Origin of the sequence: Mesorhizobium sp. M7A.F.Ca.MR.176.00.0.0 (genome assembly GCF_004023165.1) — a bacterium.
GTDB lineage: Bacteria > Pseudomonadota > Alphaproteobacteria > Rhizobiales > Rhizobiaceae > Mesorhizobium.
Genome location: NZ_RZTC01000050.1, coordinates 1 through 21,695, shown reverse-complemented (window position 1 = coordinate 21,695; position 21,695 = coordinate 1). Strand labels below are relative to the sequence as shown.

Below are 21,695 nucleotides of genomic sequence, written 5' to 3'. Positions count from 1 at the left end.
ATGTAGCAACCTTCATGGACCATGCAGAGATTGCCGTCGCGCCGTGCAGGACGTTCACACCCTGATCTCACTGGGGAGTGCACTTTAGGCGAACGGGCTCACTTCAGTCCCAGATGCAAGGACAGTCGATTTGCTGCTCCTCGAAGGTGCTTTTCCGCAGCTTTGCGAGCCTCTTGTGGATTCCCCTCCGCGATCGCGTTGAATATGGCGATATGCTCTTCCTGAACTTGGGAGAGTAGGGCATTTCGCAGCGAACTGGCGCGAGCCTTTCGGATAAAATTCCGTACATGCGACTCCAGGAAATTGGACATTTCCTTGAAATGCGGATTGCCGCAGGCATCGACGATTTCTCTGTGAAAGGCCATATCCTCCTCAACGCCGGCTTCATCGTTGTCGAACGCCCGCTGGATGGCATGCAATTGCATTTCAATCGCCGCAAGCTGCTTTGCTGAGCGCCGTTCGGCAGCCAAAGCTGTTGCAGCCGATTCCACCGCCATCAGAAGCTCGATGATGTTTTCAACATCCAATGCATCGGTCAGATCAACACCGGCCAATCGAAACGCCATCTCCTTCGTCTCGATTACGAACGCCCCTAGACCCTGCCGGGTTGCAACGAGTCCATCGCGTTTGAGGATGCCGATTGCTTCCCTGACGATCGGCCGGCTCACACCATATTTTTCCGATAGCTCGTGCTCCGTTGGCAGCTTGTCGCCCTTGGCGTGTGCGCCCGAAGTGATGTCACTCCTGATCCTCGAGGCTACGGAATCGGCAAGTGAAGGTCCTCGTCTAACCTTTTCATCATAAACCATACGGTGCTCCAACCATCGTCGCTTTCGGACGGCACATCTAAGCCGTTGTGGCTCTGTTGTACTCACGCTGCCGCGAATTTTCTTTTGTCAGAGTAGCAGATTTAACTTGTCAGGCAACCTGGCAATATGGTTCATTGGCAACTGCGGACATGCGGTACCAACGCCTTGCTGGTGCGCGAACGCTGGGATGTCGTGTCGGCAACGGTCCGAAGCGTGAGAACGCTCAGTCGCTGAGGTGACCGGTCGGGTCTTCGCAAGAACGGATAGAGAAACGGGAGGAAGCGCATGAATATTTTTGATGATCCGCAACGGTTACGCCGGCTTGCACAAGAGGCCACCGAATACACCGATTTCAATCGCCGGACTCTTCTGAAGAGTGTGGGCGGTCTGATCGGCGGCGCGGCGCTTGCAAGCACATCGATACTTGCCAGCGCCGAGGAAATAACGCCGCCCGCTGCCGGCAAGAAGGTGCGCATTGGCGTCCCGCTGACCTACGGGCCGTTCAATCAGCCGTGGCGCCGTGGCTGCTGGCAGATCGTCAAGGCGGTGCTCGATGCCGGAGGCGAGGTCGTCACGATTCGCGGCGAGCCGACAAAGCCAAGCGAACAGTCCGCCGAGCGGGCGCTGCTCGACCGCGGGATCGACGCGCTTGTGATGGGGATCTACTCGCAAGAATCCGAAACCGCCTATATTGCGGACGAGGCGCACAAGAGAGGCATCAAGACGGTCGGCTTCACCATTCCGGTCAAGAATTCACCGGCCGTCATGGACGATGTCTGGGGAACTGCGACCACGCTCGGCTACTTCGTTCAGAACTATACCGGCCGCCAGGGCACCTTCGCCCAGACCGCGGAACAGCGTGGTTATTTCACGCCGTTCGACATGGAAGTGGACATGTTCGAACTCATGTGCCGCTACGAGCCGCGCATGAAGGTGCTGCCCTTCATCGACGGCGGCCAGGGCACGACCGATGAGATTTCGGTCGGCCGTAAGAACATGCTGTCGCTTTTGCAGGCCCATCCGGAGCCTGGTTCGCTTGCGGCCTTCATCTCGTGGTGGTGGCCATTCACGCTCGGCGCGGCGCAGGCGCTGAAACAGATGAACAGGGACGACGTTCCGCTGTTCAATCACTACCTGTCGACCCAGTTCCTTGAAGCCTGGGCGGCCAAGCAGGTGCCGGTGGTCTTCAGCTGCGACTCGCCCTTCCCTGAAATCGGCCGCAAGACCGGCGAACTCGCGGTTAAGCTCGCGCGAGGCGAGGACGTGCCAAATATCGTCTACCGCATCCCCGTGATCACCAAGACGCCGGATCAGGCGAGCGAGGCCCTCGCCGAACTCAAAAGCTGGGACGAGCAGGCAATCGCCCTGCTGAAACAGTACGGCGGCTAGACGCGAACTGGCATACGGCGAGCAGAGCGTTGCCGCCGTATGCCCCGCTTTCAGCAGAACGCGACTCGTGCCGAAGGGTGCCGGGATCCAATCCATTTGGTGACGGCAATCGCGTGGCACTGGACCGTACCCTTGCATCTGATCAACGAACGACTGGAATCTAAAAAGTGACGCATGTGGAGCAGGAAAGCCTTGCCAAGGCGAACACAGCCAAGGGTACTGCCGTCAACGCAGTGCCAGCGGGAAGACGCGAATCCGCCGTCATGCGGTTTCTCAGGCAATGGGGAACAATCATCGTCCTGGTCGTGGCCGCCGTTGGATTTTCCATAGCCTCGCCCTACTTCGCCACCGCTTCCAACTTGAACAACATCCTCTTTTCGATGATCGTCAGTGCGTTGGTCTCTATGGGATTGACCTGGGTCGTGATCGCGGGGAGCTTTGACCTTTCGATCGGTCTCACAGTGACGACGTCATCAATCCTCGTCGCCTTTCTGATCCCTATCACCGGCCCTTGGCTTGCAATCGTGTTTGCTCTGCTTGCCGCATGCCTGATCGGTGTGGTGAACGGGCTTCTGGTGACCTATGGACGGCTATCGGGCATTGTCGTCACGCTTGGCGTGATGTTCGTGCTCGATGGGATCAACGTTTTTATCACGGGCGGTTATCAGGTCCCTGTTAGCTACGACGAAACCGCATTCCTTTATCTCGGCCAGGGTAAGCTCGGAATCGTCGGCGTGCCCGTAATCATCCTGGTAGCGGTGTTCATCGTAGCCCTCATCGCCGCAGCGCGGACACGGATCGGCCACTACATCGCGGCGGTCGGCGACAATCCGATGGCGGCGTTCTACTCCGGGATCAACGTTTATCGATGGGTCATCCTCGCATTCGTGCTTTCGGCATTGATGTCGGGGATTGCGGGCGTGATCGTGACCGCTATCTCATCCTCGGCGCAACCGGTCGGTGGCGAGGGCTACCTCCTCGAGGCCTTCGCCGCGGTGTTCCTTGGCGCAACCGTGCTCGGAAAGGGCAAGCCACATCTGTTTGGCACTCTCGTTGGCGTCTTTTTCCTGTATATGGTGGATTCCGGGATGAATATGGTCGGCTTCCCCTTTGCCGCCCGCCACATCTTCCAGGGACTGGTGCTCATCGTCGCGGTTGGAGCAAATGCGCTTCTCAACCGTGAAGAAGTCCATCTCAAGTTTATCTGAGGTGACGGCGATGAACGCGACACCACTGGTTGAGCTGAAGAATCTCGAGAAGGAGTTCGCCGGCACCAAAGCGTTGAAGGGCGTGAGCCTTAGCTTTCTGCGCGGCGAGGTGCACGGCCTGCTTGGTGAAAACGGTGCGGGCAAGTCGACCCTCATCAAAATCTTGACGGGTGTCTATGCCCCGAGCGCCGGTGAGATTTTCCTTGAAGGGTCACCGGTCAGGGTTTCCAGCCCGCCGGAAGCCCATCGGCTAGGCCTCGGAGCGGTCTATCAGGACGCAGAACTGGTATCCAGCTTCACGGTTGGGCAAAATATCCTTCTTGGCAATGAGCCTGGGAGGATCGGTATAAGCGACCGGACGATCCATGACGAAGCTGCGGAGATTCTGTCGCAAATGGGCATCGAGCTCGACGTGCGGCGGCTTGCCGGCGCACTGTCCGCAGCCGAGATGCAACTCGTCACCTTGGCGACCTTGTTCCATCGGCGCTACAAACTGATCGTTCTTGATGAGCCGACAGCTCGCCTTTCGGCAGCGGAATCGGAAGTTCTTTTTCGGATCGTCGATGGCTTCAAAGCGCAGGGGATAGCCATCGTTTACATCTCCCATCGGCTTCGAGAGGTCCAGCAGATCTGCGACCGCGCCACGATCCTTCGAGGGGGACTTGTTTCCGGAACCCTTAATCGTGGCGAGGTCACCGAAGACCGGGTTACTGAACTCATGGTGGACCGCAGCCGCTCTGAGCTTGCGACCTACAATGATGGCAATAGCGTCCGTCCAGAAGTCCTGGTTGAGGTTGCTGGCCTCGGCACGGCGCAGTTGGCGCCCCTCAGCTTCAAGATACAAGCCGGAGAGGTGCTGGGCTTCACCGGTCCCGTTGGCGGCGGGATGGAAGATGTCGCACGGGCGCTTGGCGGCATCAGCCGGCATTCCGGCACGGCAAAGGTGCGGGGCAAAGCGGTCAATCTGGCCACCCCGATCGCTGCACGTCGTTCAGGCATCGCGCTGATCCCCGAGGACCGGCGCAAACAAGCCCTTTTTCCCGCACTCTCGGCTGCCGAAAACATCTGCCTGCCGGTCGTGCATTCGCTGCAACATCTTTTGATGATCCGGCCCGGCACCATGAAAAGATATGCAGAAGCCGTGCTGGACCAGCTTGCGGTGCGCCCACGCGCTTCCTCCACGCAGGTGCGCTTCTTCTCCGGTGGCAACCAACAGAAGCTGGTCATCGGCAAATGGATGAGTGCGAAAGCCACCGTCTATATCATCGTGGAGCCGACCAACGGCGTCGATGTCGGTGCGATCAAGGAAATCTACGATATCATACTGCAACTTGCCCGCGATGGCGCCGCAGTCCTGCTCATTTCGTCGTCCCTGAACGAAATGCTCGCGCTCGCCGATCGGATCATGGTCATTCATGACGGCAACTGCGTCGCGGAGGCACCGAAAAAGAGCTGGACATATGACGACCTTCTGGCCGTCACCCTGAGCGGCAAGTCGCGACACACGGCGTCGCCGCCGCACGTCACCCGTTCAACAGAAGAGGAAAGCAGATGAGCACGGATATCAGGCTCTACATGTTCCAGACTGGGCAGATTCGACAGAAGGAGGTCGATATCAAGCTTGGCTACAGCCAGGACGAGTTCTTCACCCCAATCCCCTGGTACCTAATCGTCCATCCCAAGGGAAATATCGTTATCGACGGCGGCACAGCGGTTGAAGCAGCGCGTGATCCGGTTGGCTGGTGGGGCGACACCACCAAGAAATACTATCCTATCATGGATCCCGAAGAAGGCTGCGTGAACCAACTCGGCAAGATCGGAATGAAGCCCGACGATATCAAGTTCGTGCTGCATTCGCATTTGCATCTCGATCACTCCGGCGCCTGCGGCAATTTCCCAAAAGCCCGCCATCTCGTGCAGCGGCGGGAGATTGCATGGGCATTCGCCGCCGACTGGTTCATGCAAGGCGGCTATATCAAGAAGGATCTGACCAAGGATGGCATCAACTGGGACGTGATGGAGGGCGAGGACCAGTATGATGTCTTCGGCGATGGCAGCGTGCAGACTTTCCTGTCTCCGGGACACACCCCCGGCCACCAGTCCATCATGGTACGGCTGCCCAACACCGGTTCGATCCTTCTCGCAATCGACGCCGCTTACACGATGGATCACTGGGAAGAGAAATGCCTGCCCGGCGCGCTGACGTCCGCGCAGGAAGCCGCTGCTTCCGTCAGAAGGCTGCGGCGCATCGCCGAGAAAGAAAACGCGATTGTCGTGCCAGGCCACGACATGGAAACCTGGAAGAAGTTCAAGAAAGCTCCGGCGGAATACTATGACTAGGTTCCGCTGAAATATGCGGCCGGCGGAAGATCGCCGGCCGCACCGCTAAAAACCAAAATGGTCCTTCAAAATCAGTTGCGCGCGCGGACCGCCTCAACAAGGCGGCGCGGTACGCGTGGCGGGTTGCACGAGAGTATTTACCAGATGCACAAGGCTGCTCTCGATCAAATCCAGCAGCGCTGGAACGAGGCCTCCGCGCCATGGGATAAGAAATTGCTCTCCCAGATTTATACGCAGGACGCTCTTTTTTTCGGTCTACTGCCTAGGTTGTACGTCGGACGATCTGAAATAGAGGAGTATTTTGGAAGCTATCAACTCATACTAGAAAAAGTGAATTTAACGCTTGTCGACCAGAATACGAGATCGTTGAGTCGAGGTCTGTTCGCGGCGCAAGGGTTTGGCGATATCGTTAATTACTATCGTGACGGCTCTGTCGTAAAAAATAGGGTCAGGACTTCGTTCGTTGTTTCAAGAATCAATGGTGACTGGCAGATTTATCTGCACCATTTCTCTGAGCTGATCCGGGATAAATAAAGTCTACGGACAGTGGCGAGGCTCGCCAGGAACCGCGCTGAGCAACGGGTGTTCTACTCGCGCGACGGGTGGCGCATAGCTGCCGCTCCTTACCTGCCCCTCGACAGACTCCCCAATATCCCGCGCACGATTGCCCGGCCGACCGACGAGCCAACCGAGCGCACCACCGACTTGATCGCCGCCTCGGCCACCGTCTGGCGGTTGGACGGGCGCGGTGCAGATGTGCGCCTGCCACCCGATTGCGGCGCGGGATCGTCATTGCCGAAGCCCGGAATGGTCCAGCGCGAGCCGCCGCTGCCGGCCTGCTGGGCCTGCTCTTCGGCATCCTGCGCGTCCTTGGCTTTTTTTTGCAGCATTTCGAAAGCCGATTCGCGATCGACGGCCTGATCGTACTGGCCGGCGACCGGGCTCTCCTGGATCAGCTTTTGTCGCTCGGCTGCCGTTATCGGTCCAAGGCGCGACGACGGCGGGCGGATCAGGGTCCGCTGCACCATGGACGGGACACCCTTGGCCTCCAGCGTCGAGACCAGCGCTTCGCCCGTGGCAAGCTGGGTAATGGCGGTCATGCAGTCGAAATCGGGATTTGGCCGGAACGTTTCGGCCGCCGTCCGGACTGCCTGCTGCTCACGCGGCGTATAGGCGCGCAGCGCGTGCTGGACGCGATTGCCGAGCTGGGCCAGGACTTTTTCAGGGATATCCAACGGGTTCTGCGTGACGAAATAGACGCCGACGCCCTTCGAGCGGATCAGTCGGACCACTTGTTCGACGCGATCGATCAGCACCTTGGGTGCTTCGTCGAACAGAAGATGCGCCTCGTCGAAAAAGAACACCAGCTTCGGCTTGTCGGGGTCGCCGACTTCCGGCAGCACCTCGAACAGTTCCGACATCAGCCATAGCAGGAAGGTCGCGTAGAGCCGCGGATTCATCATCAGCTTGTCGGCGGCAAGCACGCTGATGGCGCCGCGTCCGTCGCGGGTGGTGCGCATGATATCGGCGATACGCAGTGCCGGTTCGCCGAAGAAATTTGCGGCTCCCTGTTGCTCCAGGACCAGCAGCGTGCGCTGGATCGCCCCGACCGATGGCTTCGTCACGTTGCCGTAGCGCGAGCCGATCTCGTCGGCACGCTCGGCGATGTTGGCCAAGAGCGCCTGCAGGTCCTTCATGTCGAGCAGCAGCAGACCTTCCTCGTCAGCTAGGCGGAAGGCGATGTTCATGATGCCTTCCTGCGCCTCGGTCAGGTTCATCAGGCGCGACAGCAACAACGGCCCCATTTCCGAGACCGTGGCGCGGATCGGATGACCCTGTTCGCCGAACAAGTCCCAGAAGATGACGGGGAATTCTTGGAAGCCATAAGGATCGAGCTTGACCTGTTCGGCCCGCTTGACGAGGAAATCCTGTGCCGTGCCCATCATCGCGATGCCCGACAGATCCCCCTTGATGTCGGCGCAGAACACAGGCACGCCGGCGTTGGAAAATCCTTCGGCCAGGATCTGCAAGGTGACAGTCTTGCCGGTACCGGTGGCGCCGGTCACCAGGCCATGACGATTCCCATATTGCAGCAACAGTTGCTCGGCACGCTGATAGCTGTCGTCGGGCTTGCGGCTGGCGCCGATGAAAATACTGGTGTCGTCAGCCATATGTCCGGTCTCCGCAAACTGATGTGTCTAAAGCCAGTGGCCTTGCCGCAGGTATAGTGAGGCCATTGCACAGCGACAATGCCATTCGTCCAAATCGGGGCCATTCGTCCAAATCCGGGCCATTCGGTCAAACCGGGTTTTTGGAGCTTGCGGATTTTGCCGCTGTTTGGCAATCGTCGTCCATGCGGACTGACCTATATCTGATGGATCGAATCCGGTCTCTGAAAGCGCATTGCATTGCGATATCGGACCGGGGACCGTAGACTGGACCGCTCCCGGCCGGTGCGGCCGCATGAAACGAGGAGGACGGATGGGCGCCGGAGCCTTGATCCAGGACGTGGAACCCGAAAACATCGAGCGCCAGCGATGGCTCGCATTGGCGGAAAGGGCTTTGGCAGGCGCTTCCTTCGAGGAAAGGCTGGTCTCGCACAGCGACGACAACATCCGTATCGAACCGCTCTACGACCGCAGCACCGCGGCGGAACCGATCGTGCGCGCAAACCCGAAATCGTCATGGATCGTCAGCCAGCGGGTCGACGATCCCGACACCAACCGCGCCAGAAGCCAAGCGCTGGAAGATGTGGCACAGGGTGCCACGGGATTGTCGCTGGTCTTCGAGGGGGCGCCGAACGCGTTCGGATACGGCTTGCCGAGAACGGCGGGGGCGTTGGAGGCGGTGCTGGACGGCATACCGCTCAACCGCATCCAGGTTCGCATCGACGCCCATCCCTGGAGCCGCGCCGTGGCCGACTGGCTGGTCGCTTTCCTGAGCAAGCGGCGGTCGGACCCGGCAAAACTCAACCTCTCCTTCGGCATCGATCCAGCAGCGATCTTCGCGGGAACGGGTCGGCTGCGCATGTCGATCGAGGCGCTGCGGGCCTCCATGCCGCAGTCGCTGGCGCATTTCTTCGCGATGGGCGTTCCGGGCGTGCTGCTGGAAGCTGACGGGCGCGTGTTCCACAATGCCGGCGCCACGGAAGCGCAGGAACTTGGCATCATGCTGGCTTCGGCTGTCTCCTACCTCAGAATGTTCGAGACGGCGCGGCAGCCGCTTGTCTATGCCGCACCTCATATCGGTTTTGCACTCAGCGTCGACCAGGACCAGTTGCTGTCGATAGCCAAGATGCGGGCGCTGCGCAGGCTCTGGGCGCGGGTGCAGGAGGCTTGTTCGATCCCGACATCCACGGCCAGTATCCATGCCGAGACGTCGTTTCGCATGATGACGGCGATGGACCCGGAGACCAACATCCTGCGCACCACCATTGCATGCTTTGCCGCGGCGTGCGGCGGCGCCGATTCGATCTCCATCCTGCCGCACACGATCGCGCACGGTCTGCCGGCGGGTTTTGCCCGTCGTGTTGCCCGCAACACGCAGCTGATCATGGCCAATGAAAGCCATATCGATCATGTCACCGATCCCGCCTATGGTTCCGGCGCTGTGGAAGCGCTGACCGCGGAATTGTGCGAACTGGCCTGGGCGGAGTTGCAGACGATCGAAGCCGAGGGCGGTGTCCTGTCCAGCCTTCAGGACGGACACATCCAGAAGCGCGTCCACGCAGCGGCGGAGCAGCGCAATGCAGCCTACCGCACAGGTGAACGGGCCATCATCGGCACCACGCTCTATCCATCGAAGAACGAACGCCCCGTCGAGACGCTGGCGGCGGAACGGCGACCGGCCTTCACCGAAGGCGTTGCCGTTTGCGAGCCGCTGTTTCCAGTCCGCATCGACCAATCGATCGGAGCCGGCTCTTGATCCCGGACTTCGGCCAGATCGGCTGGGTCCCGCCACGCCGCACGCCTGTCGAGGTCAAAGGCCAGCGGACCACGCCGGAAGGGCTCATTGCCAAGCATCTGTACAATCAAAGCGATCTCAAGGGGCTGCCGCATCTCGACACCTATCCGGGGCTGCCGCCCTTCGTGCGCGGCCCCTACCCGACCATGTATGTCCAGCAGCCCTGGACGATCCGGCAATATGCCGGTTTCTCGACGGCCGAAGATTCCAACGCCTTTTACCGGCGCAACCTTGCCGCCGGCCAGAAGGGGCTGTCGGTCGCCTTCGATCTCGCCACGCATCGCGGCTATGACAGCGACCACCCGCGCGTTGCCGGCGATGTTGGCATGGCGGGCGTCGCCATCGATTCCATCCTCGACATGCGGCAGCTCTTCGACGGCATTCCGCTCGACGAGATGACGGTATCGATGACGATGAACGGCGCGGTGCTGCCGATCATGGCGCTTTACATCGTCGCCGCGGAAGAACAGGGCGTTGCACAGAGGGATCTCGCCGGGACCATTCAGAACGACATTTTGAAGGAGTTCATGGTCCGCAACACCTACATCTATCCGCCAAAACCTTCGATGCGGATCGTGTCGGACATCTTCTCATACACATCGAAGAACATGCCGAAGTTCAATTCGATATCGATCTCCGGCTATCACATGCAGGAGGCCGGCGCGACGGCCGACCTTGAGCTCGCCTACACGATCGCCGATGGCATCGAATATGCCCGCGCCGGCGTCGCGGCGGGCCTCGACATCGACCGCTTTGCGCCTCGCCTGTCCTTCTTCTGGGCCATCGGCATGAATTTCTTCATGGAAGTCGCCAAGCTGCGGGCCGCGCGCCTGTTGTGGGCGACCCTGATGCAGAAGAATTTTTCGCCCAAGGACGAGCGCTCGCTGTCGCTGCGCACCCATTGCCAGACTTCTGGCTGGTCGCTGACGGCGCAGGATCCCTACAACAACATCATCCGCACCATGATCGAGGCGATGGCTGCAACGCAGGGCCACACCCAGTCGCTGCACACCAATTCCTTCGACGAGGCGATGGCGCTGCCGACCGACCACTCGGCGCGGATCGCCCGCAACACCCAGCTCATCCTGCAAAAGGAATCCGGTACCACGCGCATCATCGACCCGTGGGGCGGTTCGGCCTATCTCGAACGGCTGACGCATGATCTGGCGGCGCGCGCTCTTGCCCACATCGAGGAGGTCGAGGCGCTCGGCGGCATGGCAGCGGCGACCGAACAGGGCATTCCCAAGCTGCGCATCGAGGAAGCCGCCGCGCGCACGCAGGCGCGCATCGATTCCGGCGAGCAGATGCTGGTCGGCGTCAACGCCCATCGGCCCGAGACCGACATCGAGGTCGACGTGCTGAAGATCGACAATGCCGAGGTCAGGGCCCGGCAATTGTCGAAGCTGCAACGGCTGAAGGGCACGCGCGACGTCGCCGCCGTCGAAAGCGCGCTCGATGAGCTGACCCGTGCCGCGCAAGGCAATGAAAACCTGCTGGAATTCGCCATCCGAGCGGCGCGCGCCAATGCCACGGTCGGCGAGATTTCATTCGCGTTGGAAAGGGCGTTTGGGCGCCACGTCGCCACGGTACAGACCATTTCCGGGGTCTATCGGAAGGCGCTTGGCGATCATCCCGTGGTCGACGGTCTGCAGGACAAGCTTGACGCCTTCGAGAAGAAGACCGGCGGCAAGCCGCGCATCCTGGTCGCCAAGATGGGACAGGACGGCCACGACCGCGGCCAGAAGGTCATCGCCACCGCCTTCGCCGATGTCGGCTTCGACGTCACCGTCGGCGCGATGTTCCAGACACCGGAGGAGATCGCCAAGCTGGCGGTCGCACAGGACGTCCACATCGTCGGCGCCTCGTCGCTGGCGGCGGGACATCTGACGCTGATCCCCGAACTGCGCGACGCGCTGAAAAAGCTCGGCTGCGGCGACATGCTGATCGTCGCCGGCGGCGTCATCCCACCGCAAGACTATGACGCGGTGCGACAGGCCGGCGCTGCCGAGATCTTCCCGCCGGGAACTGTTATTCCGGAGGCGGCGGATCGGCTGCTGGACCGGCTGCTGGCGGTCCGCTAGGCTTGTTATAATACCTGTTGCAACTTCTCGCCGGTCGAGTTATAATCGGCGTTGCAACAGGATATCTGTCATGAACACGACCATTCGCAAGATCGGTAATTCGGAAGGTGTGATCCTGCCCAAGGATCTGCTCGATCGTCTGAACATGAAGACAGGTGATCAGCTCCAGATCGTCGAAACGGACAAGGGCATTGCCCTTGAGCCGATGGACGACAGTTTCGAGCGGCAGATGGAAGCTGCTCGCAAGGTCATGGACAAATACAAGGTCGCGCTTCAGAAGCTCGCCGAATGAGCTGGGAGTTCCTTACCCGGCGTGCGGTTGAAGCGATGCATGCCGAGCAGTTGCGCAGGCATGGCGGTGCTCAAGGTTTGAGAGATGAAAATGCTCTCGAATCTGCGCTCGCGCGTGCCGAGAACAAGGCCAACTACGAAAACCCTTCGGTTGAAGACCTAGCAGCCGCCTATGTCTTCGGCATCGCAAGAAATCATGCCTTTGTCGACGGCAACAAGCGCACGGCCATAGTTGCAGCCGGTGCATTTTTGATCGTGAACGGCCATGTCCTGACAGCCGACAACGGCACGCTCTACGAATTCGTCATGGCCGTTGCTTCAGGCGAGATCGATGAAGCCGGAGCCGCGGCGTTCTTCCGCGACCATGTCGTCAAGATCGAGGATTAGCTCTCGGAAAGCTTGACGATTTCCCATTCCTTGCCGTTGACGCTGGCCAAGTCGCCGATCTTCTTGCCGAATAGGGCGACCGCCATCGGCGAAACATGCGAAATGCTACCCTTGGTGGGATCAGCCTCGTCTTCGCCGACAATTTTCCAGTGGACCTTCCTGCCGTCATTGCTCTCGATCGTGACGCCCATGCCGAAGCGCACAAGGTTACTGCCCGGCTCCGGCACCGAGAGTTCGGCGCTTTCACGCCGGGCGGTCCAATAGCGCAGGTCGCGCGACACGACCGCGATGCGCTCGCGGTCGGCTTTGCGTTCGGCCTTCGCCAGTATGTCGCGCAGATCGGCGAGATTGTCCTCGATCTGCGCCAGGCCGCGTTCCGTCACCAGATTGCGATGGTGGCTGACCGGCCGCTCACCGACGCCGGCGATGGCATTTTCGCTGTCTTCCTCGCGGGTGAAAGCTCTGCTCATTTCCTGAACTTAGGCCCGCAGAGGCTGCTCGACAAGCCATTGTCGCGCGCTCGGCAGGAGAGACAGAACGGCTGGCACGATTCCTGCGATAGCTGGCTCAACGCTGGGATTCTGTGCCGATGTTGAACAGGCGAACGCTGCTGACTGGGACCGCCGGCTTTGCCGTCATGGGGCTTGCGCTCGGCAAGGCGGTGGCCGCAAGCTTGAGCGGCATCGAGAAAGCCTCGATGCGCGGCTCGATCAATGCCACAGAACTCGGCGTGCAGCCCGGCACATCAGACGATCAGAGCAAGACCTTCGCCAAGCTGCTGCGTGACGCCAATGCCCGCGATATGCCGGTGTTCCTGCCGCCCGGCACCTATGTCGTCTCCAATCTTTCACTGCCCGGCCGCGTACGTCTTTCCGGGGTGCCGGGCGCGACGCGCGTCGTTTACGGCGGTGACGGCCACCTTTTCATGGCCGAACAGGCTGACCATATCGAACTCAGCGGTCTGGTCTTTGATGGTTCGAACCGCACGATGGGCGATTACACGCAAGGGCTGCTCGATCTGCGCCGTATCGCGCACCTCGCCATCGACAATTGTCAGATCACCGGCAGCAGCAAGAACGGACTGGCGCTGGAACACGCGATCGGCCGGATCGAGCGCAGCGAGATATCGGGCGCCGCCGATGCCGGCATTTACTCGGTCGAGGCTGGCGGGCTGTCCATTACGGGCAACACCGTCTCCGATTGCGCCAATGGCGGCATCCTCGTGCACCGCTGGCAGGTGGCCGAAGACGGCACCATGGTCACCGGCAACCGCGTCCAACGGATCCAGGCACGCAGCGGCGGAACCGGGCAGAACGGCAACGGCATCAATGCCTTTCGCGCCGGCAATGTCGTCATCTCGGGCAACATCGTCTCGGACTGCGCCTTCTCGGCGATCCGCGCCAACAGCGCCAGCAACCTGCAGATATCGGGCAACACCTGCTCGCGCTCGGGCGAAACGGCGGTCTATTCCGAGTTCTCGTTCGAAGGCGCCATCATCAGCAACAACATCGTCGACGGCGCCGCCAACGGCATCTCGATCGTCAATTTCAACGAAGGCGGCCGCATGGGCGTCTGCTCCGGCAACATCGTGCGCAATCTGTCGACCAGCGGTCCCTACCCCGCCGACTCGCCGGGATTTGGCGTCGGCATCGGCGTTGAGGCCGACACCACCGTTTCCAACAACGTCATCGAGAACGCGCCGCTTTATGGCATGCAGATCGGCTGGGGTCCCTACCTGCGCAATGTCGTCGCTACGGGCAACATCATCCGCAAGGCCGGAACCGGTATCGTCGTGTCCGTGGTCGAGGGTGCCGGCACGGCGGTCATTTCAGACAATATCATCGACGGCGCGCTCAACGGTGCGGTTGTCGGCCAGCGCTGGGCCGAGCCCGCAACGGGCGACCTCGCCTCGTCAAACGATACCGGCTATGCGCATCTGACCGTCGAGCGCAATCACGTCAGTTGAGGGCTGCCGTCGGCCTCAGCGCCCCGACCTTGGCACCGTTGCGGTTTTCTATGGGCGTGTTTGCCAACTCGCTCAGCTTGAACGCCAATGCCTCGTCGGCGCGCAACAGTTTGGCGAGGACGGTGGCAATCATGGCTTCGCCGGCGCGGCCGGCGCCATCATCGCATTTGAGCGCGATGCCGAGACCAAGCTCCGGAATTGCGGCACAATGGACGCCCTCGGCGCCGCCTTTGGTGAAAATCCGCCCTGGTGCGGCCTCCATCAGTGCGACGTCTTCGCGGCCTGTGCCGGCAACGAAGAACGGCTCGGCCATGCAGGCGGCCAGCAGCCGCCTCGCGGCCTTGGCTCGCTCGGGGCCAAAACCTGATGTCGTGGCCATGCGGGCAAAGCCGATCGCAAAGCTCCTGAGCGGCACCGCATAGGTTGGGATCGAACAGCCATCGATGGCCCGCTGGTCCTCACCATGGACAGCGCCCGTCACCGATTGCATGGCGTCGCGCACCAGTTCCTGCAAGCCATGTCCCGGCTTGACATAGCCACGATGCGCAATGCCCGCGTGGACGCAGGTGCAGAGGAAGCCGGAATGCTTGCCGGAGCAATTGTTGTGCAATGCGTTCGGCGAGCCGCCGGCGCGGGCGAGCGCAATCTCGGCGTCATGATTGGACGGCCAATGCGTGCCGCACTCGAGCGCCGACCCATCCAGCCCGACCTTGGACAGAATGGATCGCGCCAGTTCGACATGGGCCGGCTCGCCTGAGTGGGACGCACAGGCGAGCGCCAGTTCGCGGTTGCCGAAGCCATAGGCATCGGCCGCACCGCTTTCGACCAGCGGCAGTGCCTGGATCGCCTTGACCGCCGAGCGCGGAAACACCGGCTTGGCTGTGTCGCCGATCTCCCAGACGGGCTTGCCATCGCCATCGAAGACCGCGACTGAGCCGCGATGCGCGCTCTCGACGATCGCGCCGCGCAACACTTCGATCAGAACCGGATTTGTCATGAACCCTCCCGTAAATGCGGGCGGTTTACCTGATCCGGTCGAGAATGGAAACGTAGTTGGCGACCGCGGCACCGCCCATATTGAAGATGCCGCCAAGCTTGGCGCCCGGCACCTGGATGCCGCCGGCCTCGCCGACAAGCTGCATGGCGGTCAAGACATGCATCGACACGCCCGTGGCGCCGATCGGATGGCCCTTGGCCTTCAGCCCACCGGAGGGATTGACCGGCAGGCGGCCATCCCTGGCCGTTGTGCCGTCCAGCGCAAGCTTGGCCCCCTCTCCCGGCTTGGCAAGACCCATCGCCTCATATTCGATCAGTTCGGCAATGGTGAAGCAGTCATGCGTCTCGACGAAGGACAGATCGTCGAGCGTCACGCCGGCTGATTTCAACGCCCGGTTCCAGGCCTGTTCGCAGCCTTCGAAGGTCAGGATGTCGCGCTTCGACATCGGCAGGAAATCCTGCACATGCTCGTTGGCGCGGAAGGCAACGGCACGGCGCATCTTCAGCGCCGTGGCGGTGTCGGCAAGGATAAGGGCGGCGGCGCCGTCGGAGACCAGCGAGCAGTCGGTGCGCTTCAGTGGGCCGGCAACGAACGGGTTCTTCTCGCTCTCCTGGCGGCAGAACTCGTAGCCGAAATCCTTGCGCATCTGTGCATAGGGGTTGTCGACGCCGTTCTTGTGGTTCTTGGCGGCAATCATGGCCAGCGCATCCGACTGGTCGCCGTGGCGCTGAAAATAGGCCTGCGCGATCTTGCCGAAGACGCCGGCGAACCCCGCCGGTGTCTCGCCGTCCTCGGGCAGATAGGACGCCTTGAGCAGGTTCTTGCCGATCTCCGGCCCCGGCGTCGTCGTCATCTGCTCGGCGCCGACCACCAGCACGATGCGGGCGGCATTGGCGTCGATGGCGCGGATGCCCTGACGGACCGCGGCCGATCCGGTGGCGCAAGCGTTCTCGACGCGCGTCGCCGGCTTGAAGCGCAGCCGGTCGTCGGCCTGAAGCACCAGGCTGGCGGTAAAATCCTGCGCCGAAAAGCCGGCGTTGAAATGGCCGAGCACGATCTCGTCGACCTCGTCGGGACCGACGCCGGCATGGTCGAGCGCGTCGGTTGCCACCTTGACGATCAGATTTTCGAGCGTTTCGCCCTCGAGCTTGCCGAAGCGCGAATGCGCCCAGCCAACGATGCATGCGGTCATGGCGGTCTCCATCCTTGGCGCCAGCCTAACATGTGGGCTCAGGGCGCATTTCGCCTTTATTGTTCAAATATAAACAATCCTGCCCACTTCGTGAAGGACAATCGCTTGGTACAGCCAAGATCGCGGTCGATTTTTTTGTTGATTGACGCGTCAATAAAAAATAATCCTGTTTTCTCAAAGGATCATCGCGAGATGCCGAAAGTCGGAATGGAACCGCTGCGCCGCAAGGCGCTGATCGACGCGACGATCTCGGCGATCGGCGAGCGCGGCTCGCTCGACGTCACCATGTCCGAGATCGCCGGACGCGCCGGGGTTTCGTCGGCTCTTGCCCATCACTATTTCGGCGCAAAGGACGAACTGTTGCTGGCGACGATGCGGCACATCCTGGCCGAACTGACCATCGACATGCGACGCGCCCTTCAATCGGCTGCCACCCCGCGCGAACGCGTTTCGGCCGTGGTGGCTGTCAATTTCTCCGACATCCAGTTCCAGCCGGAAACCATCGCCGCCTGGCTCGCCTTCTATGTCGAAGCGCAGAAATCGTCGGCCTTGCGCCGACTGCTCAGGGTCTATGCGCGGCGACTGCATTCGAACCTGATGAGCGGGCTGACCGGCATCTTGCCCAGAGCCGAAGCCGACCGCGCAGCCGAAGCGACAGCGGCGATGATCGATGGGCTCTACATCAGGCGGGCGCTGAAGGACGGCGTGCCCGACGCCGCGACCGCGATCGCGCTGGTCGAGGACTATCTCGGAACCAAACTCGGTGAGCGGTGCAAACAGTGACAATGAAGCGACCCAACTTCCTGATCGTCATGGTCGACCAGCTCAACGGCACCTTGTTTCCCGACGGTCCGGCGGAGTTTCTGCACGTACCGCACCTGAAAGCGTTGGCCGCACGATCGGCGCGCTTTGCCAACAACTACACGGCGTCGCCGCTCTGCGCACCGGGCCGTGCCTCGTTCATGAGCGGGCAATTGCCGTCGCGCACCGGCGTCTACGACAATGCCGCCGAATTCGCCTCGTCGATCCCGACCTTCGCCCATCATCTGCGCGCCGCCGGCTACTACACCTGCCTGTCGGGCAAGATGCATTTCGTCGGGCCGGACCAGTTGCACGGTTTCGAGGAACGGCTGACGACCGACATCTACCCTGCCGATTTCGGCTGGACGCCGGACTACCGCAAGCCCGGCGAGCGTATCGACTGGTGGTATCACAATCTGGGCTCGGTGACCGGCGCCGGCGTTGCCGAGATCACCAACCAGATGGAGTATGACGACGAGGTCGTGTTCCTAGCCACACAGAAGCTCTATCAGCTTTCGCGCGAACAGGACGATGCGAGCCATCGGCCATGGTGCCTCACCGTCTCGCTGTCGCACCCGCACGATCCCTATGTCGCGCGCAAGCAGTATTGGGATCTCTATGAGCATTGCCAGGCGCTGGATCCGGAAACCGGGTTCATCGCGCATGACGAGCAGGATGCGCATTCCCGGCGGCTGTACCACGCCAGCGATTATCCTTCCTTCGAGATCACGCCGGAACAGGTGCGTCGTTCGCGGCAGGGCTATTTCGCCAACATCTCCTATGTCGACGACAAGCTGGGCGAGATCCTGGATGTTCTCGAGCGCACCCGCATGGCCGACGACACAATCATCCTGTTCTGCTCGGACCACGGCGACATGCTCGGCGAGCGCGGCCTATGGTTCAAGATGAGCTTCTTCGAGGGCTCGGCGCGCGTGCCGCTGATGATTGCCGGCAAGGGCGTTCACGCCGGGCTGATCGAGACGCCGGTTTCCAATCTTGACGTGGCGCCGACGCTTTGCGACCTCGCCGGCATCGACATCGCTGCAATCGCGCCGTGGACCGACGGCCAGTCGCTGCTGCCGCTCACCAAGGGTATTGAGCGCACCGCGCCGGTGCTGATGGAATATGCGGCCGAAGGGTCCAACGCGCCCTTGGTTGCGATCCGCGACGGCAGATACAAATTCGTCCATTGTGAACTCGATCCGCCGCAACTGTTCGATCTCGAAGCCGATCCGCTCGAACGGGACAATCTGGCCGACGACGCGGCCAATGCGGGCCTGGTGGCGGCATTCATGGACAAGGTCCAGGCGCGCTGGGACATGGCCGGCTTCGACGCCGCTGTCCGCGAAAACCAGGCGCGCCGCTGGGTCGTCTATCCGGCGCTGCGCAACGGCGCCTATTACCCCTGGGATTTCCAGCCGCTGCAAAAAGCGTCCGAGCGTTACATGCGCAATCACATGAACCTCGACACTCTCGAAGAGAGCAAAAGGTATCCGCGAGGCGAATGATGTCAGACCTTCTCGTCCCCTCCCTCGACCACCTCAAGCAGGCCTATGCCGTCACCTCCAGCGCGACGCAGATCACACCGCTGCTGGAATCGGCGGCACTGGCCCGCGAGACGGGTGCGGCCCGCGTCTTCATCAAGCCGGAATCGCTGCAATGGGCCGGATCGTTCAAGGTGCGCGGCGCCTATTGGCGCCTGAAGCAGCTTTCCACTGATGAGGCCAGGAAAGGCGTCGTCGCCTACTCCTCCGGCAATTTCGCGCAAGGGCTGGCGGCTGCCGGCCAGGCGCTCGGCATTCCCGTCACCATCGTCATGCCGATCGACGCACCGACCGCCAAGCGTGATGCTACGGCCGGCTATGGCGCCCGCGTCGTGCTGACCGACCATGGCGAACGCGCGCGTGAGGAAGTCGCCGCCGCCAAGGCACGTGAGATCGCCGAGACCGAAGGCTTGGCCCTGCTGCATCCATTTGACGATCCGGAGATCGTTGCCGGCCAGGCGGGCGCCGGCCTCGAAGCGCTTGACCAACTCGAAGCCAAAGGCGCCAGCGCCGATCTTTTGTTCTGCTCGGTCGGTGGCGGTGGGCTGATCGGCGGCGTTTCGCTCGCCTTCCACTATCTGTCGCCCGCCACTGAGATCATCGGCGTCGAACCTGAAGGTTTCAACGGCATGGGCTCGTCGCTGGCACATGGCAGCATCGAGACGATGCCGATCGGGCCGAAGTCGATCTGCGACGGGCTGATGTCGCGACGGCCGGGCGACGCGCCTTTCGCGGCAGTCAAGACCGCCGGTGTTCGCGGCATCACCGTCGACGACCAATCGGTGTGCAGCGCCATGCGGATCGCTTTCGAGCGCATGAAGCTGGTGCTCGAGCCCTCGGGGGCCGCCTCGCTCGCCGCACTGCTCGGCGGCAAGGTGGATGTGAGGGGCAAGACCGCCCTTGTTGTGGCTACCGGCGGCAATGTCTCGCTCGCCGATTTCATGGCGCATATGAACCATGCTTGAAGCAGATTTCGTCATCATCGGCTCCGGCTCGGCCGGCTCGGCCATGGCCTATCGCCTGTCTGAAGACGGCAAGCATTCGGTCATCGTCATCGAATTCGGCGGCAGCGATATCGGGCCGCTGATCCAGATGCCGTCGGCGCTGTCGATCCCGCTCAACATGAGCCTCTATGACTGGGGCTTTGCCAGCGAGCCGGAGCCGCATCTCGGCGGCCGTGTGCTGGCGACACCGCGCGGCAAGGTGATCGGCGGCTCGTCCTCGATCAACGGTATGGTATATGTGCGCGGCCACGCCCGCGATTTCGACCATTGGGCCGAAGAGGGTGCGGCCGGCTGGGGCTTCGCCGACGTGCTCCCCTATTTCAAGCGTATGGAAAATTCGGACGGCGGCGAGGATGGCTGGCGCGGCCATGGCGGGCCGCTGCATGTGCAGCGCGGCTCGCGTAAAAATCCGCTCTATGGCGCCTTTGTCGAGGCTGGTCGCCAGGCCGGGTTCGAACTGACCGAAGACTACAATGGTTCCAAGCAGGAAGGGTTTGGGCCGATGGAGCAGACCATCAGCGGCGGTCGCCGCTGGTCGGCGGCATCGGCCTATCTGAAGCCGGCGCTGAAGCGCAAAAACGTAAGTCTGGTCAAGGGCTTTGCGCGGCGGGTGATCATCGAGAATCAGCGCGCCATCGGCGTCGAGATCGAAGCTCACAAACAGATTCAGGTTGTTAAGGCGCGACGTGAGGTGATTGTCGCCGCATCGTCGATCAATTCGCCGAAGATCCTGATGCTGTCCGGCATCGGCCCGGCCGAACATTTGCGCGAAAACGGCATTCCGGTGGTGGCCGACAGGCCCGGCGTCGGCCGCAATTTGCAGGACCATATGGAGCTCTACATCCAGCAGGAATCATTGCTGCCGATCACGCTCAATTCGGTGCTGAATCCGTTCTCGAAAGCGCTCATCGGGGCGCAGTGGCTGTTCCTCAAGACCGGGCTTGGCGCCACCAACCATTTCGAAGCGGCGGCCTTCGTGCGCTCGCGCGCCGGCGTTGACTACCCCGATATCCAGTACCATTTCATCCCGGCGGCAGTCCGCTATGATGGCAAGGCGGCTGCGAAATCGCACGGCTTCCAGGCGCATGTCGGACCGATGCGCTCGAAGTCGCGCGGTTCGGTGACGCTGCGTTCGCCGGACCCGAAATCCAAGCCGGTGATCCGCTTCAACTACATGTCGCATCCAGACGATTGGGCGGAGTTCCGCCACTGCATCAGGCTGACGCGCGAGATCTTCGGGCAGTCGGCGTTCGACCCCTATCGCGGCAAGGAAATCTCGCCGGGCAGCCACATGCAGTCGGACGACGAGCTCGACATCTTCATCCGCGATCATGCCGAGAGCGCCTACCATCCTTGCGGCACTTGCAAGATGGGCCGCGCCGACGACATGATGAGTGTCGTCGATCCGGAGTGCCGGGTCATCGGCATCGAAGGCTTGCGGGTCGCCGATTCGTCGATCTTCCCGCGCGTCACCAACGGCAATCTCAACGCGCCCTCGATCATGACCGGCGAGAAGGCTTCCGACCACATCCTTGGCCGCACGCCGCTGGCGCCGTCCAACCAGGAACCATGGATCAATCCGCGCTGGCAGGCGTCGGACAGATAGAGCATGATCGTGTGACTGCACGATCCGCATGCCGCGAAAGACAATCTGGAGACTTCCATGCGCGCTCAGCCCACGGCATCGCACTATGTCAACGGACGCTACATCGAGGACGAAGGC

19 protein-coding genes are annotated in these 21,695 nt (G+C 61.5%); 14 read left to right on the top strand and 5 right to left on the bottom strand.

All coding sequences use genetic code 11. The features are described 5' to 3' along the window. Nucleotides 1-98: 98 nt before the first annotated feature. On the bottom strand, nucleotides 99-809 hold the full coding sequence (locus EOB59_RS18005; RefSeq protein WP_127269962.1) for a FadR/GntR family transcriptional regulator: 711 nt from the start codon (nucleotides 807-809) through the stop codon (nucleotides 99-101). Nucleotides 810-1,094: 285 nt separating this feature from the next. Between EOB59_RS18005 and EOB59_RS18000 the strand changes: the two genes are divergently transcribed. The 5 genes from EOB59_RS18000 to EOB59_RS17980 all read left to right on the top strand — a co-directional run bounded on the left by EOB59_RS18000 (nucleotide 1,095) and on the right by EOB59_RS17980 (nucleotide 6,280). Then, nucleotides 1,095-2,198, top strand: coding sequence for a substrate-binding domain-containing protein (locus tag EOB59_RS18000; protein ID WP_127269964.1), 1,104 nt, complete (start codon nucleotides 1,095-1,097; stop codon nucleotides 2,196-2,198). Between the two features lie 167 nt (nucleotides 2,199-2,365). Then, the gene (locus EOB59_RS17995) at nucleotides 2,366-3,406 is read left to right on the top strand and encodes an ABC transporter permease (protein ID WP_245463626.1); all 1,041 of its coding nucleotides are present in this window, start codon (nucleotides 2,366-2,368) and stop codon (nucleotides 3,404-3,406) included. After that, nucleotides 3,363-4,961, top strand: a complete 1,599-nt coding sequence (locus EOB59_RS17990; RefSeq protein WP_245486669.1) for a sugar ABC transporter ATP-binding protein — start codon at nucleotides 3,363-3,365, stop codon at nucleotides 4,959-4,961. Before EOB59_RS17995 ends, EOB59_RS17990 begins: the two co-directional genes overlap by 44 nt. Beyond that, the gene (attM, locus tag EOB59_RS17985; RefSeq protein WP_127268346.1) at nucleotides 4,958-5,746 is read left to right on the top strand and encodes an N-acyl homoserine lactonase AttM; all 789 of its coding nucleotides are present in this window, start codon (nucleotides 4,958-4,960) and stop codon (nucleotides 5,744-5,746) included. The genes EOB59_RS17990 and attM overlap by 4 nt, the downstream gene beginning before the upstream one ends. Before the next feature lie 57 nt (nucleotides 5,747-5,803). Then, the gene (locus EOB59_RS17980) at nucleotides 5,804-6,280 is read left to right on the top strand and encodes a nuclear transport factor 2 family protein (protein ID WP_236382862.1); all 477 of its coding nucleotides are present in this window, start codon (nucleotides 5,804-5,806) and stop codon (nucleotides 6,278-6,280) included. A gap of 89 nt (nucleotides 6,281-6,369) precedes the next feature. Here EOB59_RS17980 and EOB59_RS17975 read toward each other — a convergent pair whose 3' ends face one another. Then, nucleotides 6,370-7,917: a helicase HerA-like C-terminal domain-containing protein gene (locus tag EOB59_RS17975; protein ID WP_128288921.1), complete on the bottom strand. Its 1,548-nt coding sequence runs from the start codon at nucleotides 7,915-7,917 to the stop codon at nucleotides 6,370-6,372. A 310-nt stretch (nucleotides 7,918-8,227) separates the two neighbouring features. On the opposite strand from EOB59_RS17975, the gene EOB59_RS17970 reads away from it, so the two are divergent. From EOB59_RS17970 to EOB59_RS17955, 4 genes are all read left to right on the top strand, one after another. Next, complete coding sequence (locus EOB59_RS17970; protein ID WP_128288920.1) at nucleotides 8,228-9,670, top strand: methylmalonyl-CoA mutase subunit beta; 1,443 nt, start codon at nucleotides 8,228-8,230, stop codon at nucleotides 9,668-9,670. Continuing rightward, on the top strand, nucleotides 9,667-11,790 hold the full coding sequence (scpA, locus tag EOB59_RS17965) for a methylmalonyl-CoA mutase (protein ID WP_128288919.1): 2,124 nt from the start codon (nucleotides 9,667-9,669) through the stop codon (nucleotides 11,788-11,790). Before EOB59_RS17970 ends, scpA begins: the two co-directional genes overlap by 4 nt. Before the next feature lie 70 nt (nucleotides 11,791-11,860). After that, nucleotides 11,861-12,082, top strand: coding sequence for an AbrB/MazE/SpoVT family DNA-binding domain-containing protein (locus EOB59_RS17960; RefSeq protein WP_127269970.1), 222 nt, complete (start codon nucleotides 11,861-11,863; stop codon nucleotides 12,080-12,082). Next, nucleotides 12,079-12,468 (top strand): type II toxin-antitoxin system death-on-curing family toxin, encoded by a 390-nt coding sequence (locus tag EOB59_RS17955; protein ID WP_127269972.1) that lies wholly within the window; start codon nucleotides 12,079-12,081, stop codon nucleotides 12,466-12,468. Before EOB59_RS17960 ends, EOB59_RS17955 begins: the two co-directional genes overlap by 4 nt. Here EOB59_RS17955 and greA read toward each other — a convergent pair. Beyond that, nucleotides 12,465-12,938 carry a transcription elongation factor GreA gene (gene greA / locus EOB59_RS17950; RefSeq protein WP_127810943.1) on the bottom strand — a complete coding sequence of 158 codons (474 nt, stop codon included), beginning with the start codon at nucleotides 12,936-12,938 and terminating at the stop codon, nucleotides 12,465-12,467. The two genes, EOB59_RS17955 and greA, sit on opposite strands and share 4 nt — an antisense overlap. A gap of 119 nt (nucleotides 12,939-13,057) precedes the next feature. Here greA and EOB59_RS17945 point away from each other — a divergent pair, with 119 nt between their 5' ends. Beyond that, on the top strand, nucleotides 13,058-14,434 hold the full coding sequence (locus EOB59_RS17945) for a TIGR03808 family TAT-translocated repetitive protein (RefSeq protein ID WP_127810944.1): 1,377 nt from the start codon (nucleotides 13,058-13,060) through the stop codon (nucleotides 14,432-14,434). On the opposite strand, the gene EOB59_RS17940 is transcribed toward EOB59_RS17945, so the two are convergent. Together EOB59_RS17940 and EOB59_RS17935 are read right to left on the bottom strand one after the other, a co-directional pair. After that, nucleotides 14,427-15,431: an asparaginase gene (locus tag EOB59_RS17940; RefSeq protein ID WP_127810945.1), complete on the bottom strand. Its 1,005-nt coding sequence runs from the start codon at nucleotides 15,429-15,431 to the stop codon at nucleotides 14,427-14,429. The two genes, EOB59_RS17945 and EOB59_RS17940, sit on opposite strands and share 8 nt — an antisense overlap. Nucleotides 15,432-15,456: 25 nt before the next feature. Further along, complete coding sequence (locus EOB59_RS17935) at nucleotides 15,457-16,623, bottom strand: acetyl-CoA acetyltransferase (RefSeq protein WP_127810946.1); 1,167 nt, start codon at nucleotides 16,621-16,623, stop codon at nucleotides 15,457-15,459. Between the two features lie 192 nt (nucleotides 16,624-16,815). On the opposite strand from EOB59_RS17935, the gene betI reads away from it, so the two are divergent. Genes betI through betA form a run of 4 tightly spaced genes read left to right on the top strand, consistent with a single transcriptional unit; the run spans nucleotide 16,816 to nucleotide 21,578 of the window. Then, nucleotides 16,816-17,406: a transcriptional regulator BetI gene (betI, locus tag EOB59_RS17930; RefSeq protein WP_127810947.1), complete on the top strand. Its 591-nt coding sequence runs from the start codon at nucleotides 16,816-16,818 to the stop codon at nucleotides 17,404-17,406. After that, a complete protein-coding gene (gene betC, locus EOB59_RS17925; RefSeq protein ID WP_164895681.1) occupies nucleotides 17,403-18,932 on the top strand; it encodes a choline-sulfatase in 1,530 nt (509 codons plus the stop codon). The genes betI and betC overlap by 4 nt, the downstream gene beginning before the upstream one ends. Beyond that, entirely contained in the window at nucleotides 18,932-19,933 is a 1,002-nt protein-coding gene (locus tag EOB59_RS17920) for a threonine/serine dehydratase (protein ID WP_128288926.1), read from the top strand. Before betC ends, EOB59_RS17920 begins: the two co-directional genes overlap by 1 nt. Then, nucleotides 19,926-21,578: a choline dehydrogenase gene (gene betA / locus EOB59_RS17915; RefSeq protein WP_127810950.1), complete on the top strand. Its 1,653-nt coding sequence runs from the start codon at nucleotides 19,926-19,928 to the stop codon at nucleotides 21,576-21,578. Before EOB59_RS17920 ends, betA begins: the two co-directional genes overlap by 8 nt. The last annotated feature ends 117 nt before the right edge of the window (nucleotides 21,579-21,695 follow it).

Bases quoted from the DNA above. Each gene is read 5' to 3' on its own strand.
- EOB59_RS17975 (WP_128288921.1), bottom strand. From the start codon at position 7,917: ATGGCTGACGACACCAGTATTTTCATCGGCGCCAGCCGCAAGCCCGAC.
- EOB59_RS18000 (WP_127269964.1), top strand. From the start codon at position 1,095: ATGAATATTTTTGATGATCCGCAACGGTTACGCCGGCTTGCACAAGAG.
- EOB59_RS17970 (WP_128288920.1), top strand. From the start codon at position 8,228: ATGGGCGCCGGAGCCTTGATCCAGGACGTGGAACCCGAAAACATCGAG.
- betI (WP_127810947.1), top strand. From the start codon at position 16,816: ATGCCGAAAGTCGGAATGGAACCGCTGCGCCGCAAGGCGCTGATCGAC.
- betA (WP_127810950.1), top strand. From the start codon at position 19,926: ATGCTTGAAGCAGATTTCGTCATCATCGGCTCCGGCTCGGCCGGCTCG.
- EOB59_RS17940 (WP_127810945.1), bottom strand. From the start codon at position 15,431: ATGACAAATCCGGTTCTGATCGAAGTGTTGCGCGGCGCGATCGTCGAG.
- EOB59_RS17955 (WP_127269972.1), top strand. From the start codon at position 12,079: ATGAGCTGGGAGTTCCTTACCCGGCGTGCGGTTGAAGCGATGCATGCC.
- attM (WP_127268346.1), top strand. From the start codon at position 4,958: ATGAGCACGGATATCAGGCTCTACATGTTCCAGACTGGGCAGATTCGA.
- EOB59_RS18005 (WP_127269962.1), bottom strand. From the start codon at position 809: ATGGTTTATGATGAAAAGGTTAGACGAGGACCTTCACTTGCCGATTCC.
- EOB59_RS17935 (WP_127810946.1), bottom strand. From the start codon at position 16,623: ATGACCGCATGCATCGTTGGCTGGGCGCATTCGCGCTTCGGCAAGCTC.
- EOB59_RS17980 (WP_236382862.1), top strand. From the start codon at position 5,804: ATGGTCCTTCAAAATCAGTTGCGCGCGCGGACCGCCTCAACAAGGCGG.
- EOB59_RS17990 (WP_245486669.1), top strand. From the start codon at position 3,363: ATGCGCTTCTCAACCGTGAAGAAGTCCATCTCAAGTTTATCTGAGGTG.
- EOB59_RS17960 (WP_127269970.1), top strand. From the start codon at position 11,861: ATGAACACGACCATTCGCAAGATCGGTAATTCGGAAGGTGTGATCCTG.
- EOB59_RS17920 (WP_128288926.1), top strand. From the start codon at position 18,932: ATGTCAGACCTTCTCGTCCCCTCCCTCGACCACCTCAAGCAGGCCTAT.
- greA (WP_127810943.1), bottom strand. From the start codon at position 12,938: ATGAGCAGAGCTTTCACCCGCGAGGAAGACAGCGAAAATGCCATCGCC.
- EOB59_RS17945 (WP_127810944.1), top strand. From the start codon at position 13,058: ATGTTGAACAGGCGAACGCTGCTGACTGGGACCGCCGGCTTTGCCGTC.